The following is a 13,930-nucleotide window of genomic DNA, read 5'->3' on the forward strand; positions in this document are numbered from 1 at the left end:
GGGTATGCCTGAGGGAATGGGCTTGCCAACAGACCGTCGCCGAGTGCTGGGGTGGCTGGGCGCGACGACCGCACTCGTCGCGCTCGCGGGGCCGGGAAGGGCGCTTGCCCGCCCGGCCCCGCCCTCGGGACGCCAGCCCAATATCATCTACATCATGGCCGATGACCTCGGCTATGCGGACCTTTCCGCCACCGGGTCGCATGCGATCCGTACCCCCGCGATCGACAGCCTCGGCCGCGACGGCATTCGGCTGACGCAGGGCTATGCCAGTACGCCGATCTGCTCGCCCACGCGCACGGCGCTGCTGACCGGGTGCTATGCCCAGCGCTTCGCCATCGGCATCGAGGAGCCGCTGGGCCCCGGCGCGCCGCCGCATATCGGCGTGCCGCTGAACCGGCCGACCATCGCCTCCGTCCTGCGTGATCGGGGCTATCACACCAAGCTGATCGGCAAGTGGCATCTGGGTGAGCCGCCCGAACATGGCCCGCTCCAGCACGGTTACGACGAGTTCCTGGGCGTGGTCGAAGGCGCGGCGGACTATTTCCGGCATCACATGGTGATGGGCGGCAAGGATGTCGGCATCGGCCTTGCCCAGAACAATGTGCCCGAACAGCGCGAGGGCTACCTCACCGACCTGTTCGGGGACGAGGCGGTCAAGACCATCGAGGGGGCAGGCGACAAGCCGCTGTTCCTCTCGCTCCACTTCAACGCGCCGCACTGGCCCTGGGAAGGGCGCGAGGATGCGGCGGCGGCCAAGACTCTCCCCAATTCCTTCCACTACGAAGGCGGCAACCTCGCCAAGTACAAGGAAATGGTGGAGGCGATGGATCAGAACGTCGCCAAGGTGCTGGCCGCGCTGGAACGCACCGGCAAGGCGGACAACACCATTGTCGTCTTCACCAGCGACAACGGTGGCGAGCGGTTTTCGGAGACCTGGCCCTTCATCGGCCACAAGGGCGAAGTGCTGGAAGGCGGCATCCGCGTGCCGATCCTGATGCGCTGGCCGGGGCAAATCGCGCCCGGCACGCTGTCCGATCAGGTCATGGCATCGATGGATTTCCTGCCGACGTTTTTGACGATGGCGGGCGGCAATGTCGCCAAGGCGGGCACGTTCGATGGCGTCGATCTCTCAGCCCAGCTGACCGGCAAGGCCGCATCGGTGCCGCGCACGCTGTTCTGGCGTTTCAAGGCGAACGAGCAGGCCGCGGTTCGCCAGGGCGACTGGAAATACGTGAAGATCGGCGGGAAGGAACACCTCTACAACCTTGCCGAGGATGAGCATGAACGCGCCGAGCGCGCCGGTGCCGAACCTGCCAAGCTGGCCGAACTGAAAGGCCTGTGGGACGGCTGGAACGCCCAGATGCTGCCCTACCGCGTCGACGGATATTCCGAGGACGTGCGCAAGGCCTATTCCGACAGATATTAGGGAGATCGATGTGAAAGTGCTCGTCACCGGCGCCGGCGGCTTCGTCGGCCGGCAACTGGTCCATAGCCTGCTGGATGCCGGACATGAAGTGGTCGGAATCGACAGCCACGTCGGCGGCATTCCGGCCGGTGCGCGCGCCGTAGAGGGCGACCTGGGCGATGCCGCGATCCGGGCGCAGGCATTGGCGGATGGGTGCGATGCACTCGTCCACCTCGCCACCGTGCCCGGCGGCGCGGCGGAGGCCGATCCGGTGGCCTCCCGCCGGATCAACATCGATGCGATGTACGACCTGCTGCTGGAAGCCGGTGCCCTGAAGCCCGGCCTGCGCGTTGCCTATGCCAGCTCGATCGCGGTCTATGGCGATCCGCTGCCCGCGCATGTCGACGATCAGACGCCGCTTTCGCCCAAGATGATCTACGGCGGGCACAAGGCGATGATGGAACATGCCGTGGCCATGTTTTCCAATCGCGGGCTGATCGATGGGGTGACCGTGCGCCTGCCCGGCATCCTGGCGCGGCCCAAGGGGCCCTCGGGCATGAAGTCCGCCTTCATGTCCAACCTGTTCCACGCGCTGAAGGCGGGCGAGGCGTTCACCTGCCCGGTCTCTGCCGAGGGGACGATCTGGGCGGAATCGCTGGAATGCGTAGGCCGGAACTTCATCCATGCGCTGACTCTGGATTCCGCGCTGCTGCCGCCGACGCGCGCGGTGACCTTGCCGGCGCTGCGCGTGACGATGGGCGATCTTGCCGCCGAAATCGCGCGGCAGTGCGGCGTTTCCGCCGATCTCGTCGGCTACGAAGCCGATGCCGCGCTGGAGACCGCCTTTGCCGCCCAGCCGCCGCTGGCCACGCCCGCCGCGGAAAAGGCGGGTTTTGCGCATGACGGCGATCTTGCTATGCTGGTCGCAAGCGCCCTGCGAACCCTTTCGTAAGGAGCGCGCGGGAGATGGCAATGCGCTTCGGTCGGCTCGATCTCAACCTGCTGGTGGCGCTGGATGCGCTGCTGACGGAACGCAGCGTCTCGCTGGCGGCGGACAAGCTGTGCCTCTCGCAATCGGCCACGTCCAGCGCGCTGGGGCGGCTGCGCGAATACTTCGGCGACGAACTGCTGGTGGTGAAGGGGCGCAACATGATCCTCACCGCACGGGCGGAGGAACTGATCGAGCCGGTGCGCGCGGTGCTGGAGCAGATCCGCGCCACCATCACCGTGGCCCCGCCCTTCGATCCCGCCACGGCGGAGCGGCAGATCCGCATCATGGCGTCCGACTATTCGACACAGGTGCTGCTGGCCGATGCGATTTCCGAGATTTCGCGCGAGGCGCCGGGCATCCGCTTCGAGATTCAGCCGATGCACGAAACCCCGGTCGATGCGCTGGAGCGCGGCTATATCGACCTGCTGCTGACCATCGACTACGCCATCTCCACAGATCACCCCAGCCAGATCCTGTTCGAGGATGACTACGTAGTGCTCGGCTGGGACGGCAATCCCGCCATGCAGGGGCCGATGACGCGTGAGCTTTATTTCGAACTCGGCCACGTCACCGCGCGCTTCGGCAAGGCCCGCGTGGCGGCGTTCGACGACTGGTTCATGCGCCGCCAGAAACAGCAGCGCCGGGTTGAGGTGGTGGCGCCCAGCTTCCTTTCGATCGTCGGGCTGGTGATGAACAGTAATCGCATTGCCACCGTCCACCGCCGCATGGCCGAGATTTTCATGCGCAACCTGCCGCTGGTGATGCGCGAGATGCCCTTCAGCTTCCCGCCGATCCGCGAAGCGATCCAGTGGCACATCTCCAACAACAACGACGCCGGGCTGCGCTGGGTGGTGGAGAAGCTGGACGCGGTTGCCCAGCGCACCGGGGCGGTGGCGGGTAACGTCGTGCCCATCGGGGAAGGCCAGCGCGAGGACAACGAGCGCGAGCGGATCGAATACGCGTTCCGGATGAACAACAAGAATCTGTAAGCGGTGGGCTGGCTCCCTTCCCCTTCCACATCCGCACACCTCAACCCCGTCATCCCCGCGTAGGCGGGGATCCCGCTTCCTTGCGCCAGCGCGCAACCTAGCAAAGAAAAGCGGGGCCCCCGCCTTCGCGGGGATGACGGAGTGCTTGGTGAGGAGGAGTTCGGTGTGACCGCGAGTTTGGTGTGGCCGGGCGGCTCAGTCCGCCCCATTCTCCCGATCATACCGGTCGCGCGCCTCGTGAATCGCATCCGACCGCGCGTTGATCCAGTCGATCATCCCTCTGGCCCGCGCGAACAGGTCCTCGCCCAGCGCTGATAGCCGATAGGCCACTTTCGGCGGCACATCCGCGCTGACGCTGCGCAGCACGAAACCGTCCCGCTCCAGCGCGCGCAGTTTCAGGGTCAGCACCCGCTGCGAGATCGCCTGTTCGTGCGATAGCTGCGCGATTACGCGCTTGAGGTCGGCGTGGCGCAATTCGCATTCACCCAGAACCAGCAGGATCAGTGTGGTCCAGCGGTCACCCAGCATGCCCATCACGGCACGCGCCGGCGCCTCTCGCTCATGGCCGTAGCGGGCCATTTCCGCGCCCAGCGCACGTAGCCCGGGCAGTTCCAGCGGATCCACGATTTACCCCGCAATGGGCACAAAAAAGTGCCGTCTTCCATCCATCCGCGCCCACTTTATGCCGGGATCAAACAAGGTCAATTCCGGGAGAGAGCAATGGTCGCACATGCGGCGAACGACGCGACGAGAATGGACGGCAAAGTCGTGGTCGTCACCGGCGGCGCGGGTGGGATCGGCGGGGCTACGGCCCGGCTGTTGACCTCACGCGGGGCGAAGGTGGTGATCGCCGATATTGCCCTTTCCGCCGCCGAGGAACTGGCCGCCACACTCCCCGATGCCATCGCCCTGCATCTCGATCTGGAGCAGGAAGCCTCGATCGAGGCGCTGATCTTCGGCACCGTGGCCCACTTCGGCCGGCTGGATGTGCTGCACAACAATGCCGCGCTGCTAGGCCCCGACATCGCGCAGGCCGACGGCGATGTGGAGCACATGGCCACCGCGCTCTGGGACCGGACTTATGCCGTCAACGTGCGCGGTACGATGATCGCCTGCCGCGCCGCCCTGCCGTACTTGCGCGAGACGCGCGGAAATATCGTCAACACCGTCAGCAACCTGGCGCTACAGGGCCACATGATTCAGGCCGCCTATTCCTCGTCCAAGGCGGCGGTAATCCAGATGACCCGCGCCATCGCCGCCAGCCACGGCCTCCACGGCGTGCGCTGCAACGCCGTCGCCCCCGGCATGACCATGACCCCGGCGCTGCGCGAGGCTTTCCCGCCGGTGCTGCGCCAGGCGGTGGAGGACGAAACCCTGCGCGACCGTCTGGGTGAGCCGGAGGACATTGCCGAGGCAGTGGCCTTCCTCGCCTCCGACGCGGCACGCAACATTACCGGGCAAGTGCTCGTCGCCGATGGCGGCTGCGCCAGCCACGTTCCCGGAATCGCACAGTTCCGGGCCTTCTTTTCGGGAGACGTTTCATGAAGGGACTTGGGCAATGAGCCAGTACGACATCGTCGTCATGGGCGGGGGCCACAACGGCCTTGTCGCCGCCGCCTACATGGCCAAGGCGGGCAAGAAGGTGATCGTGCTGGAACGAAAGCCCCACTACGGCGGCGGCGTTTCCACGCGTGAGCTGATCCAGCCCGGCTTCTGGCATGACGAGCACTCCAATGTGCACATCATGATCCAGGGCAACCCGATGCTGCGCGAGGACGAGCTGGGCCTGTTCGGCAAGTTCGGCCTGGAATACATCTACCCCGAACTGCCCCACGCCTCGATCTGGGAAGACGGGACGATGGTGCGATCCTGGCGCGATCTGGACCGCACATGCGAGGAAATCGCCGCCTTCTCGCCCCGGGATGCAGAGGCCTATCGCAAGTTCGCCACAGCCTCGATGGCGGCGCTGCCGATGTTCATGTCCGGCCTCTATGCGCCGCCGTTCCCGATGGGCGCTTTCGTGGCGATGATGGACCAGTCGGACGAAGGGCGCTTCCTGCTCGACGTCATGCAGCGCTCCGCGCTCGATGTGGTGAACCAGTATTTCGAAAGCGACCTGCTGCGCCTCCACATCGTGCGCATGGTCACCGAGAACCTGCAGATGCCGGACGAACTGGGCACCGGCATGGGCGCCTTCCTGATGCCGGGGATCATCCACGCCTATGGCTGTTCGATGCCCAAGGGCGGTTCCGGCCAACTGAGCCACGCGCTCGTCCGCGCGATCGAGCATTTCGGCGGCGAAGTGCGCTGCAATGCCGAAGTGCGCCGGGTGATCGTATCAGGTGGGAAGGCGGCCGGGCTGGAGCTGGTGGATGGCGAGACCTTCATGGCGAAAGACGGGGTGATCGGCGCGATTCACCCGCACGTCTTGCGCAAGTTCGTGGCCGAAACGCCCGAACCGGTGCTTGAACGCGCGGAGCGGGTCACCCAGTCCACCTTCTCTATCAACCTCACGCACCTGACGCTGAAGGAGCGTCTCAGGCTCAAGGTCGGCAACGAAACCAATGCCATGATGACCGAGCTGATGGACTTCTACACCATGCGCGACATGCTGCTGGAGTACGACAAGCTGCGGCGCGGCGAAGTGTCCGAACGGCTGATCGCGGGCGGGGACAACACGATCTTCGATCCCAGCCGCGCCCCCGAAGGCGCGGGCGTGTTCTACGGCGTGAACTTCGCGCCCTACGATCTCTGGCCCGGCGGACCGGCCTCGTGGGACGAACGCAAGGAAGAGATCGCGGACAAGGCGCTGGCGCAGTACCGCAAGTTCTACGCGAACCTTGATGACGACAACATCACCGGGCGCCTGATCCGCTCCCCCGTCGATCATGAGCGCGACAGCCCGGCCAGCTTCCTGAAGGGCGATATCCACGGCTGCGCGCCGTTCTTCTATCAGTCGGTCGGCCACCGTCCGACGCCGGACCTGGGATCGTTCCGGGTGCCGCAGATCGACGGGCTCTACCTCGTCGGGCCGTTCATGCACCCGGGCGGCGGCGTGTTCGGCGCGGGCCGGGCGACGGCGATCCAGATGATGGATGACCTCGACATCGAATTCGACAAGGTCTGCGGGGAGCGCGTGTGATGGCGGATGCCAAGAAGAAAGCGCCGGTCATGCGCATCCTCGACGCGCAGGACAAGGAACTGATGGCCGTGCGCCGGATCGAGCGCGATGGCGAGAACCTGGTCATTCGCGGCAAGATCTTCGGTGCCATGCCGATGGTCGCGAAAGTCACGCCGGAAGAAGCGCGCGCGGCGCTGAAGCTGCTGGATGCCAGGACGATCCTGTTCATCATCAGCCTGCTGTTCCGCAAGGCGAAGTAGGCAAGTGACGGGGCGTTGGCCGAAAAGCCTCCGCCCCGCCCGCAATCACTCCATGAACCAGCCGTGCGAGGCGACCAGCGACTGGCCGGTCAGCGCATTGGTCTGGAACCCGGCGAAGAACAGCGCCACTTCGGCAATGTCGTCCACGGTGGTGAATTCGCCGTCGACCGTCTGGCCCAGCATGACCTTGCTGACGACTTCATCCTCGGAAATGCCCAGTTCCTTGGCCTGTTCGGGGATCTGCTTGTCCACCAGCGGGGTGCGCACGAAGCCGGGGCAGATCACATTGCTGCGCACACCCTTCTTGCCGCCTTCCTTGGCTATCACGCGGGCAAGGCCGAGCAGGCCGTGCTTCGCAGTGACGTAGGCCGACTTCAGCGGGCTGGCTTCCTTCGAATGGACCGATCCCATGAAGATGATCGATCCCGAATTCTGCGCATACATGTGCGGCAGCACCGCCTTGGATGTGAGGAAGGCGCCGTCGAGGTGGATCGCCAGCATCTTCTTCCAGTCGGAAAAGGCGAACTGCTCGACCGGGTTCACGATCTGGATGCCGGCGTTCGAAACCAGCACGTCCACCGTGCCCCAGGCGTCCACCACTTTGGCGACGCCGGCGTTGACCTGATCCTCGCTGGTCACATCCATGGCGACGGCGATGGCATCCGTGCCGTACTTGGCCTTGATATCGTCCGCCGCCTTCTGCGCGGCATCCAGATTGAGGTCGGCGATCGCCACCTTGCCGCCTTCGGATGCGTACTTGTGGGCGATGGCATTGCCGATGCCGCTGGCGGCGCCGGTGACGATGCAGGACTTGTCCTTCAGCTTCATTGACCTCTTCTCCTTGATCTTGTTCGCCGGGGCCGCACCCTCGGCATCTTGTTCAGTGTCCGTTGACGGGACGGTCGGCCGCGAGGTCGAACGTCATGATCTCGTCCGGCTTCAGATGGCGCCCGGTCCAGTCCGGATTTTCCAGCGACCAGTGCGCGTCGGCCCGGCCGGCTTCCCAGTGTTCGGTAACCGTCATCCGTGAAAATTCGTAGTCTTTCGACATCGTTTCATAGCCGCGCGGCCGGTTGATCAGATGCATGATGGCAACCGCTCCGGCCGGCCGGCAGCCGAGCAAGTGGGCAAGGTCCGGATCGTCGCGCATTTCATCGGGCAGTTTGCGGTAGAGCCGCTGGGCGGCGGCGCGCATCTTCTGGAGCTGCTTGGACAAGTCCGTATTCATGCGCGTGCGGCTGGAATAGCGGATGTCTTTTTCCCGCTGGGCGATGTCCGCCATCGTCTTGGGCACAGCCCCGCGCGAGGGGAACAGGTCCACCTGGAACACGGTCATCTCGCAAGGGCTGCGGTTGTCCAGCACGTATTGCAGGGGAGTGTTGGAGACGAGGCCACCGTCCCAGTACCACTCGCCGTCGATCTCCACCGGCGGGAAGCCGGGGGGCAGGGCGCCGCTGGCCATGACGTGCTCGGGCCCGATCGTGCGGTCGCTGGCATTGTCGAAATAGGCGAAGTTGCCGGTCATGACATTAACCGCGCCGACCGCGAAGCGAGTGGGGCCATGGTTGATCCGGTCAAAATCGACCAGATCGAGCAAGGTCTGCCGCAGCGGCGTGGTGTCGTAATAGCTCAACCGGCTGAGGTCGTTCGGCCATTCCGGCAGCGGCGTCGGCAGCCGGGGCGTGAAGAAGCCGGGAATGCCGAATGTGGAAGCCCAGGCGGAGGACGTCTCGTTGAAAGCGCGGCGCGCGAAGCCGTTGCCGACGTCCAGCTTGTAGAGCAGCTCGTGGCTCACGCCCTCCCAGAAGGCGCGCAAGTGCTTTACGCGCTCGCCCGGCGCATTGCCGGCGATGATCGCGGCGTTGATCGCGCCGATGGAGATGCCCGCCACCCAGTCCGGTGCGTGGCCGGCCTCGCTCAGGGCTTCGAAGACACCGGCCTGATAGGCCCCCAGCGCCCCGCCTCCCTGCAATACGAGGACCGACTGATGGCAGTCGGCATCATCGGCGGAAGCGGTGGTCTTGCTGGCATTCATGGGCAGGGTCCTGCGCATGGGGATGTTGCGGTGCAACACGTGGACCCTTGCGCGGTTCCTTTCAAGCGGGATTTTTCGTTTGAAATCCGCCGCGGGCGGATTTTGCGGCACCGGCCCTCTCCCCCACCCGACCACCCATCAGGATACACTCGTGGGAGGTCGGGTGGGGGAGAGGGCTGGTGCCGCGCCAAAATGCCCATTTGGGCATTTTGAACAAACTTACGCCGCGACTTCGGTCAGGCTTCCTTCGCTCGCTGCTTCCAGCAGACGGCGCTCCAGCGCCTTGATACGCGTGGTGGAGGTCAGCTTCTCGCCCAGCAGGTCGGTCACATAGAACGTGTCCGCCGCGCGCTCGCCATAAGTGTCGATATGCGCGGAATGGACCATCAGCTTGCTCTCGAACAGCGCGTGGGCCAGCCGGTTGAGCAGCGCAGGGCGGTCGCGGGCGTTCACTTCCACAACGGTGAGGCGGTTCGATGCCTTGTTGTCCACCAGCACGCGCGGGCGCACGTCGAAGGCGTCTGCGCGCGGGCGAGCGTCGGGCTTGGCGACGAGCTGCGGCAGGATCTTGATGCGGTTGGCCAGCGCATTCTCGATCGAGGCGCTGAGGCGGGCCAGCTGCGTCTCCTCGCTGAACGGGCGGCCCAGCGGATCCTGAATCAGGAAGTTGTCCACCGCGCGGCCGGTGCGAGTGGTGTGGATGCGCGCGTCGATGATGTTGCCGCCGGCGAGGTGGATGCCCCCGGCGATGCGGTAGAACAGGCCGGGATGGTCCGATGCGATCACCGTCACCAGCGTCGCCCCGCGCGCCGGGTAGTATTCGCTGAGGATCGACAGCGGCTCATCGCGCGATGCGCTGAACTGGGCGAGGTTGCGGGCGATCACGTCGTCCGGCTCGGCGATCCAGTAGGCATCGGCGAACTGGCCGCCCAGTTCCTCGATCAGCGCCTCGTTCGCGGGATCGAGCGCGATCACCGCCGCCTTCTTCGCCGCCACGCGCTTCTCGCGCCCATATTCGACGTGGCCCAGGCGCAGGCGTTCCTCCGCCGCGCCGTAAAGGTCGCTGATCAGCTGGCGTTTCCACGAGTTCCAGGTGCCGGGCCCCACGGCGCGGATATCGACGATGGTGAGGATCGTCAGTTGGCGCAGGCGGTCCACCGATTGCACCACCGCCACGAAATCGCTGATCGTCTTCGCATCCGACAGGTCGCGCTTGAACGCCGTGGCGGAGAGCAGCAGGTGGCGCAGCACCAGCCAGGAGACGAGTTCCGTCTCTTCCTCGTCCAACCCGAAGCGGGGGCAGAGCTTCAGCGCGATCTCCGCGCCGATCTCGGAGTGATCCCCGCCGCGCCCCTTGGCGATGTCGTGCAGCAGCACCGCGGCATAGAGCGCCCGGCGCGAGCGAACCTTGTGGATGATCTCGTGGCTGAGCGGATGGTCCTGCTTCAACTCCCCCTTCTCGATGCGGGCGAGCAGGCCGATGGCGCGGATCGTGTGTTCGTCCACCGTGTAGTGGTGGTACATGTCGAACTGCATCTGCGCATTCACGCGGCCGAATTCGGTGACGAAACGGCCGAACACGCCCGCCTCGTTGAACGAACGCAGCGCCGCTTCGGGATTGTTGCGGCTGGTGAGCAGTTCCATGAACAGCTCGTTCGCGCGTGGATCGCGGCGCACGTCCTCGCGGATCAACGCGGCATCGCGGGAGACCAGACGCATGGTTTCGGGGTGGATTTCCAGTCCCTCACGGTCCGCCAGCACGAAGATCTCGATCAGGCGCACCGGATCGGCTTCGAACCAGTTGTCCGACGGGGCCATGATCCGCCCGCCGAATACCTTGTAACCCTTCAGCGCGCGCGGCCGGGCGCGGAAGCCGGCCAGCAGCCCGCGCGGCTGCTTCTTGGCGAACTGATCGTCCAATTGCGCCAGGAACACGCCGGTCAAGGTGCCGACCATCTTCGCCTGCAGGAAGAACATCTGCATGAACCGCTCGACCGCGCTCTTTCCGGGGCGGTCGGCATAGTTCATCCGCATGGCCACTTCGCGCTGCAGGTCGAACGTCAGCCGATCCTCGGCCCGGCGCGTGATGGTGTGGAGATGGCAGCGCACCGCCCAGAAGAAGTTCTCCGCCCGGCGGAACGCGCGGTATTCCTTGGGCGTCAGCAGGCCCACATCCACCAGTTCGCTGGGATCGCGCACCTTGTGGATGTACTTGCCGATCCAGTAGAGCGTGTGCAGGTCGCGCAGCCCGCCCTTGCCTTCCTTCACATTGGGTTCGACCACATAGCGGCTGTCGCCCATGCGCTTGTGGCGTTCCTCGCGCTCGGCCAGCTTTTCGACGACGAACTGCCGTTCGGTCCCGGCGACCACGTCCTTCCAGAAGCGCGCGCGCACTTCCTCGTAAAGATGCTGGTCACCCCAGACATAGCGGCCTTCCAGCATCGCGGTGCGGATCGTCAGGTCCGACCGGCTCATGCGGACCATGTCGTCCACCGAACGGCTGGAATGGCCGATCTTGAGGCTCAGGTCCCAGAGGAAATAGAGCATCGCCTCGATCACCTGTTCGCACCAGGCGGTCTGCTTGATCGGGGTGACGAAGGCGAGGTCCACGTCCGAATGCGGCGCCATCTCGCCGCGTCCGTATCCGCCGACGGCGATGATCGCCAGCCGTTCGCCGGTGGACCGGTTCATCGCCGGATAGACGTGGGTGGAAACGTGATCGTGGATCACCCGCAGCAGCTGATCGACCAGATAGGCCTGCGCTTCGGCGACTTCGTGCCCGGCGGAAGGCTTGGAGACCAGCCGGCGAGCGATTTCCGCCCGGCCGTCCTCCAGCGCGGCGCGCAGCAGTTCCACCACGGCCTTGCGGCCCTTGGTGGCGCCCTCTGCGGAAACGACGGCTTCGATGGCCTCGACCAGCGCGCGGCGGTCGATCACGGAACGGGGCGAAGGGATGCGGATCACGCTCATGTAAAGCCGTATCTAGTCCTTCGCAGGCCGCAGGGAAAGGCACGCAGATGCTGCGCCTGCGTTGATTTTGCCTGCAAGTTCCTAAAAGCAGCCTACCATCGCCCCCAAGCCTATGCCAGAAGGCCGGCAATGCATCCCGCGCGCCGCCCCGGCGTGGGGACCAAACGGATACGAGGTCGAACCACTTGTCCCTCACAGCACTTGCCGCCAGCGCCGTCGCACAGGCGCACGAGCCGATCTACTGGGCCAATCTGGGCCTGAAGAACTACCTGTTCCGGATCGGCAGCTTCGAACTGCGCTGGTACTCGCTGGCCTATCTGGCCGGCATCATGCTGGGCTACTGGCACCTGACGCGGATGATCCGGGCGCCCGGCGCCCCGCTGGCGCAGCGCCATGCGGACGATCTGTTCTTCTACTGCACGCTGGGCATCATCCTGGGCGGGCGCCTGGGCTACGCCACGTTCTACACGGGCGGCGACACCGGGATTCCCAGCCTCTGGACCGATCCCAAGGCGCTGGTTTCGCTCTGGCACGGCGGCATGAGCTTCCACGGCGGGCTGATCGGCGTGCTGCTGGCGCTGGCCTGGGTGTCGTGGCGCAACAAGCTCGATTTCCTGCGGGTGTCCGACTACATCGCGGTCTGCGTGCCGTTCGGCATGATGTTCGGCCGCCTGGCGAACTTCGTGAACGGCGAACTCTGGGGCCGCGTGGTCACCAACCCGAACCTGCCCTGGGCCATGGTATTCCCCGATGCCGGCCCGCTGCCGCGCCACCCCAGCCAGCTTTACGAAGCCGGTCTGGAAGGTCTGGCGATGATCGTCATCATGCTCACGCTGTTCTGGAAGACGCGCGCGCGCTTCCGTCCGGGCATGCTGGTGGGCGTGTTCACCACTGGAATCGCGGCTGCACGCTTCACCGTCGAATTCTTCCGCGAGCCGGACGCCCAGCTTCAGGAATTCGCCATGCGCACCGGCCTTTCCATGGGCCAGTGGCTGACGATCCCGCTGTTCGTGCTGGGCCTGGCGCTGATTGCGCGTTCGCTGGTGCGCCCGGCGCTCGCCACCGGCCGCCCGATCCCGGCGTGACCGAACCCCGTTCCGAGCCGCTGGAGGAGATCTTCCGGCGGCTGATCCAGACTTACGGCCCGATTTCGCTGCTGCACTACATGGGCGAGTCCAACGCGCGCTATTACGCGGGCAAGGACCCGCTCGGCAGCGCGGGGGACTTCATCACCGCGCCTGAAATCAGCCAGATGTTCGGCGAACTGATCGGCCTGTGGCTGGCGGACCTGTGGAGCCGCGCGGGCAGCCCCAAAGTCCATTACGTCGAACTCGGGCCCGGTCGCGGCACTTTGGCGCGCGATGCGCTGCGCACGATGGCGCGCTTCGGGCTGGCGCCGGAGGTCCACTTCGTCGAAGGCTCCACCGCCCTGCGCGCCTTGCAGCGCGAAGCGGTGCCGCAAGTGCAGTTCCACGACGATCTGGCGACGCTGCCCGAAGATGCGCCGCTGCTGATCGTCGGCAACGAATTTCTCGACGCGCTGCCCGTGCGCCAGCTGGTCAAGGCGGGCGAAGGCTGGCGCGAGCGCATGGTCGATTGGGCGGAGGATCGCTTTCGCCCGGTTGCCGGGGACAAGCCGATGGATGCCGCCGTTCCCGAAGAATGGAAGGACGCGGCCGAAGGCACGATCCTGGAAACCTGCCCCGGCGCGGCGGCAGTCGTGCAGGAAATCGGCCATCGCCTGTCCGCGCAGGGCGGCGCGGCGCTGCTGATCGACTACGGCTTTGCCGAAAGGCAGGCCGGATCCACGCTTCAGGCGCTGCGCGAACACACCAAGGTCGATCCTTTCGCCATGCCGGGCGAGGCGGACCTGACCTGCCTCGTCGATTTCGCCACCGCTGCCGAAGTTGCGCGGGCGAGCGGCGCGAAGTGGCTTGGCACCACCACGCAGGGCGCGTTCCTGCGGACGCTGGGCATCGAGGCGCGCGCAGAGCGACTTGCCGCTTCCGCGCCGCAGCATGGCGATGCTATCAGGACCGCCCTGGACCGGCTAGTCTCCGATGAGCAGATGGGCAGTCTGTTCAAGGTCATGGCGCTTGCCGGGCCGGATTGGCCGGAGGGCGCAGGGTTCCAAGGGCTTTGAAGGGTGCGACAGGGGG

General features: G+C 65.7%; 12 protein-coding genes. 8 read left to right on the forward strand and 4 right to left on the reverse strand.

Annotated features, from left to right (window positions below; genetic code table 11):
• Positions 1-22: 22 nt before the first annotated feature.
• From WBP07_RS16295 to WBP07_RS16305, 3 genes are read left to right on the forward strand one after another with little or no spacing between them, the layout of a single operon-like run.
• Entirely contained in the window at positions 23-1,426 is a 1,404-nt protein-coding gene (locus WBP07_RS16295; RefSeq protein WP_395392634.1) for a sulfatase, read from the forward strand.
• Between the two features lie 10 nt (positions 1,427-1,436).
• Positions 1,437-2,357: an NAD-dependent epimerase/dehydratase family protein gene (locus WBP07_RS16300; RefSeq protein ID WP_395392635.1), complete on the forward strand. Its 921-nt coding sequence runs from the start codon at positions 1,437-1,439 to the stop codon at positions 2,355-2,357.
• Positions 2,358-2,371: 14 nt separating this feature from the next.
• Complete coding sequence (locus tag WBP07_RS16305) at positions 2,372-3,385, forward strand: LysR family transcriptional regulator (protein ID WP_395392637.1); 1,014 nt, start codon at positions 2,372-2,374, stop codon at positions 3,383-3,385.
• 195 nt (positions 3,386-3,580) lie between these two features.
• Here WBP07_RS16305 and WBP07_RS16310 read toward each other — a convergent pair whose 3' ends face one another.
• Positions 3,581-4,009, reverse strand: coding sequence for a winged helix-turn-helix transcriptional regulator (locus tag WBP07_RS16310; RefSeq protein ID WP_395392638.1), 429 nt, complete (start codon positions 4,007-4,009; stop codon positions 3,581-3,583).
• A 96-nt stretch (positions 4,010-4,105) separates the two neighbouring features.
• On the opposite strand from WBP07_RS16310, the gene WBP07_RS16315 reads away from it, so the two are divergent.
• From WBP07_RS16315 to WBP07_RS16325, 3 genes are read left to right on the forward strand one after another with little or no spacing between them, the layout of a single operon-like run.
• Complete coding sequence (locus tag WBP07_RS16315; protein ID WP_395392639.1) at positions 4,106-4,930, forward strand: SDR family NAD(P)-dependent oxidoreductase; 825 nt, start codon at positions 4,106-4,108, stop codon at positions 4,928-4,930.
• Between the two features lie 13 nt (positions 4,931-4,943).
• On the forward strand, positions 4,944-6,527 hold the full coding sequence (locus WBP07_RS16320) for a phytoene desaturase family protein (protein WP_395392641.1): 1,584 nt from the start codon (positions 4,944-4,946) through the stop codon (positions 6,525-6,527).
• Positions 6,527-6,766 (forward strand): hypothetical protein, encoded by a 240-nt coding sequence (locus tag WBP07_RS16325; protein WP_395392643.1) that lies wholly within the window; start codon positions 6,527-6,529, stop codon positions 6,764-6,766. Before WBP07_RS16320 ends, WBP07_RS16325 begins: the two co-directional genes overlap by 1 nt.
• Before the next feature lie 45 nt (positions 6,767-6,811).
• Here WBP07_RS16325 and WBP07_RS16330 read toward each other — a convergent pair whose 3' ends face one another.
• The 3 genes from WBP07_RS16330 to WBP07_RS16340 all read right to left on the reverse strand — a co-directional run bounded on the left by WBP07_RS16330 (position 6,812) and on the right by WBP07_RS16340 (position 11,771).
• Positions 6,812-7,594 (reverse strand): 3-hydroxybutyrate dehydrogenase, encoded by a 783-nt coding sequence (locus WBP07_RS16330; RefSeq protein ID WP_395392644.1) that lies wholly within the window; start codon positions 7,592-7,594, stop codon positions 6,812-6,814.
• A gap of 52 nt (positions 7,595-7,646) precedes the next feature.
• On the reverse strand, positions 7,647-8,801 hold the full coding sequence (locus tag WBP07_RS16335; RefSeq protein ID WP_395392645.1) for a patatin-like phospholipase family protein: 1,155 nt from the start codon (positions 8,799-8,801) through the stop codon (positions 7,647-7,649).
• Positions 8,802-9,020: 219 nt separating this feature from the next.
• Entirely contained in the window at positions 9,021-11,771 is a 2,751-nt protein-coding gene (locus WBP07_RS16340) for a [protein-PII] uridylyltransferase (protein ID WP_395392646.1), read from the reverse strand.
• 185 nt (positions 11,772-11,956) lie between these two features.
• Here WBP07_RS16340 and lgt point away from each other — a divergent pair, with 185 nt between their 5' ends.
• Positions 11,957-12,856: a prolipoprotein diacylglyceryl transferase gene (gene lgt, locus WBP07_RS16345; RefSeq protein ID WP_395392648.1), complete on the forward strand. Its 900-nt coding sequence runs from the start codon at positions 11,957-11,959 to the stop codon at positions 12,854-12,856.
• Positions 12,853-13,914 carry a class I SAM-dependent methyltransferase gene (locus tag WBP07_RS16350; RefSeq protein ID WP_395392649.1) on the forward strand — a complete coding sequence of 354 codons (1,062 nt, stop codon included), beginning with the start codon at positions 12,853-12,855 and terminating at the stop codon, positions 13,912-13,914. The genes lgt and WBP07_RS16350 overlap by 4 nt, the downstream gene beginning before the upstream one ends.
• The last annotated feature ends 16 nt before the right edge of the window (positions 13,915-13,930 follow it).

Origin of the sequence: Novosphingobium oxfordense (genome assembly GCF_044029435.1) — a bacterium.
Classification (GTDB): Bacteria; Pseudomonadota; Alphaproteobacteria; order Sphingomonadales; family Sphingomonadaceae; genus Novosphingobium.

Coding starts and splice junctions, on each gene's coding strand:
- WBP07_RS16320 (WP_395392641.1), top strand. CDS start 4,944: ATGAGCCAGTACGACATCGTCGTCATGGGCGGGGGCCACAACGGCCTT.
- WBP07_RS16305 (WP_395392637.1), top strand. CDS start 2,372: ATGGCAATGCGCTTCGGTCGGCTCGATCTCAACCTGCTGGTGGCGCTG.
- WBP07_RS16335 (WP_395392645.1), bottom strand. CDS start 8,801: ATGAATGCCAGCAAGACCACCGCTTCCGCCGATGATGCCGACTGCCAT.
- WBP07_RS16325 (WP_395392643.1), top strand. CDS start 6,527: ATGGCGGATGCCAAGAAGAAAGCGCCGGTCATGCGCATCCTCGACGCG.
- WBP07_RS16315 (WP_395392639.1), top strand. CDS start 4,106: ATGGTCGCACATGCGGCGAACGACGCGACGAGAATGGACGGCAAAGTC.
- WBP07_RS16330 (WP_395392644.1), bottom strand. CDS start 7,594: ATGAAGCTGAAGGACAAGTCCTGCATCGTCACCGGCGCCGCCAGCGGC.
- WBP07_RS16340 (WP_395392646.1), bottom strand. CDS start 11,771: ATGAGCGTGATCCGCATCCCTTCGCCCCGTTCCGTGATCGACCGCCGC.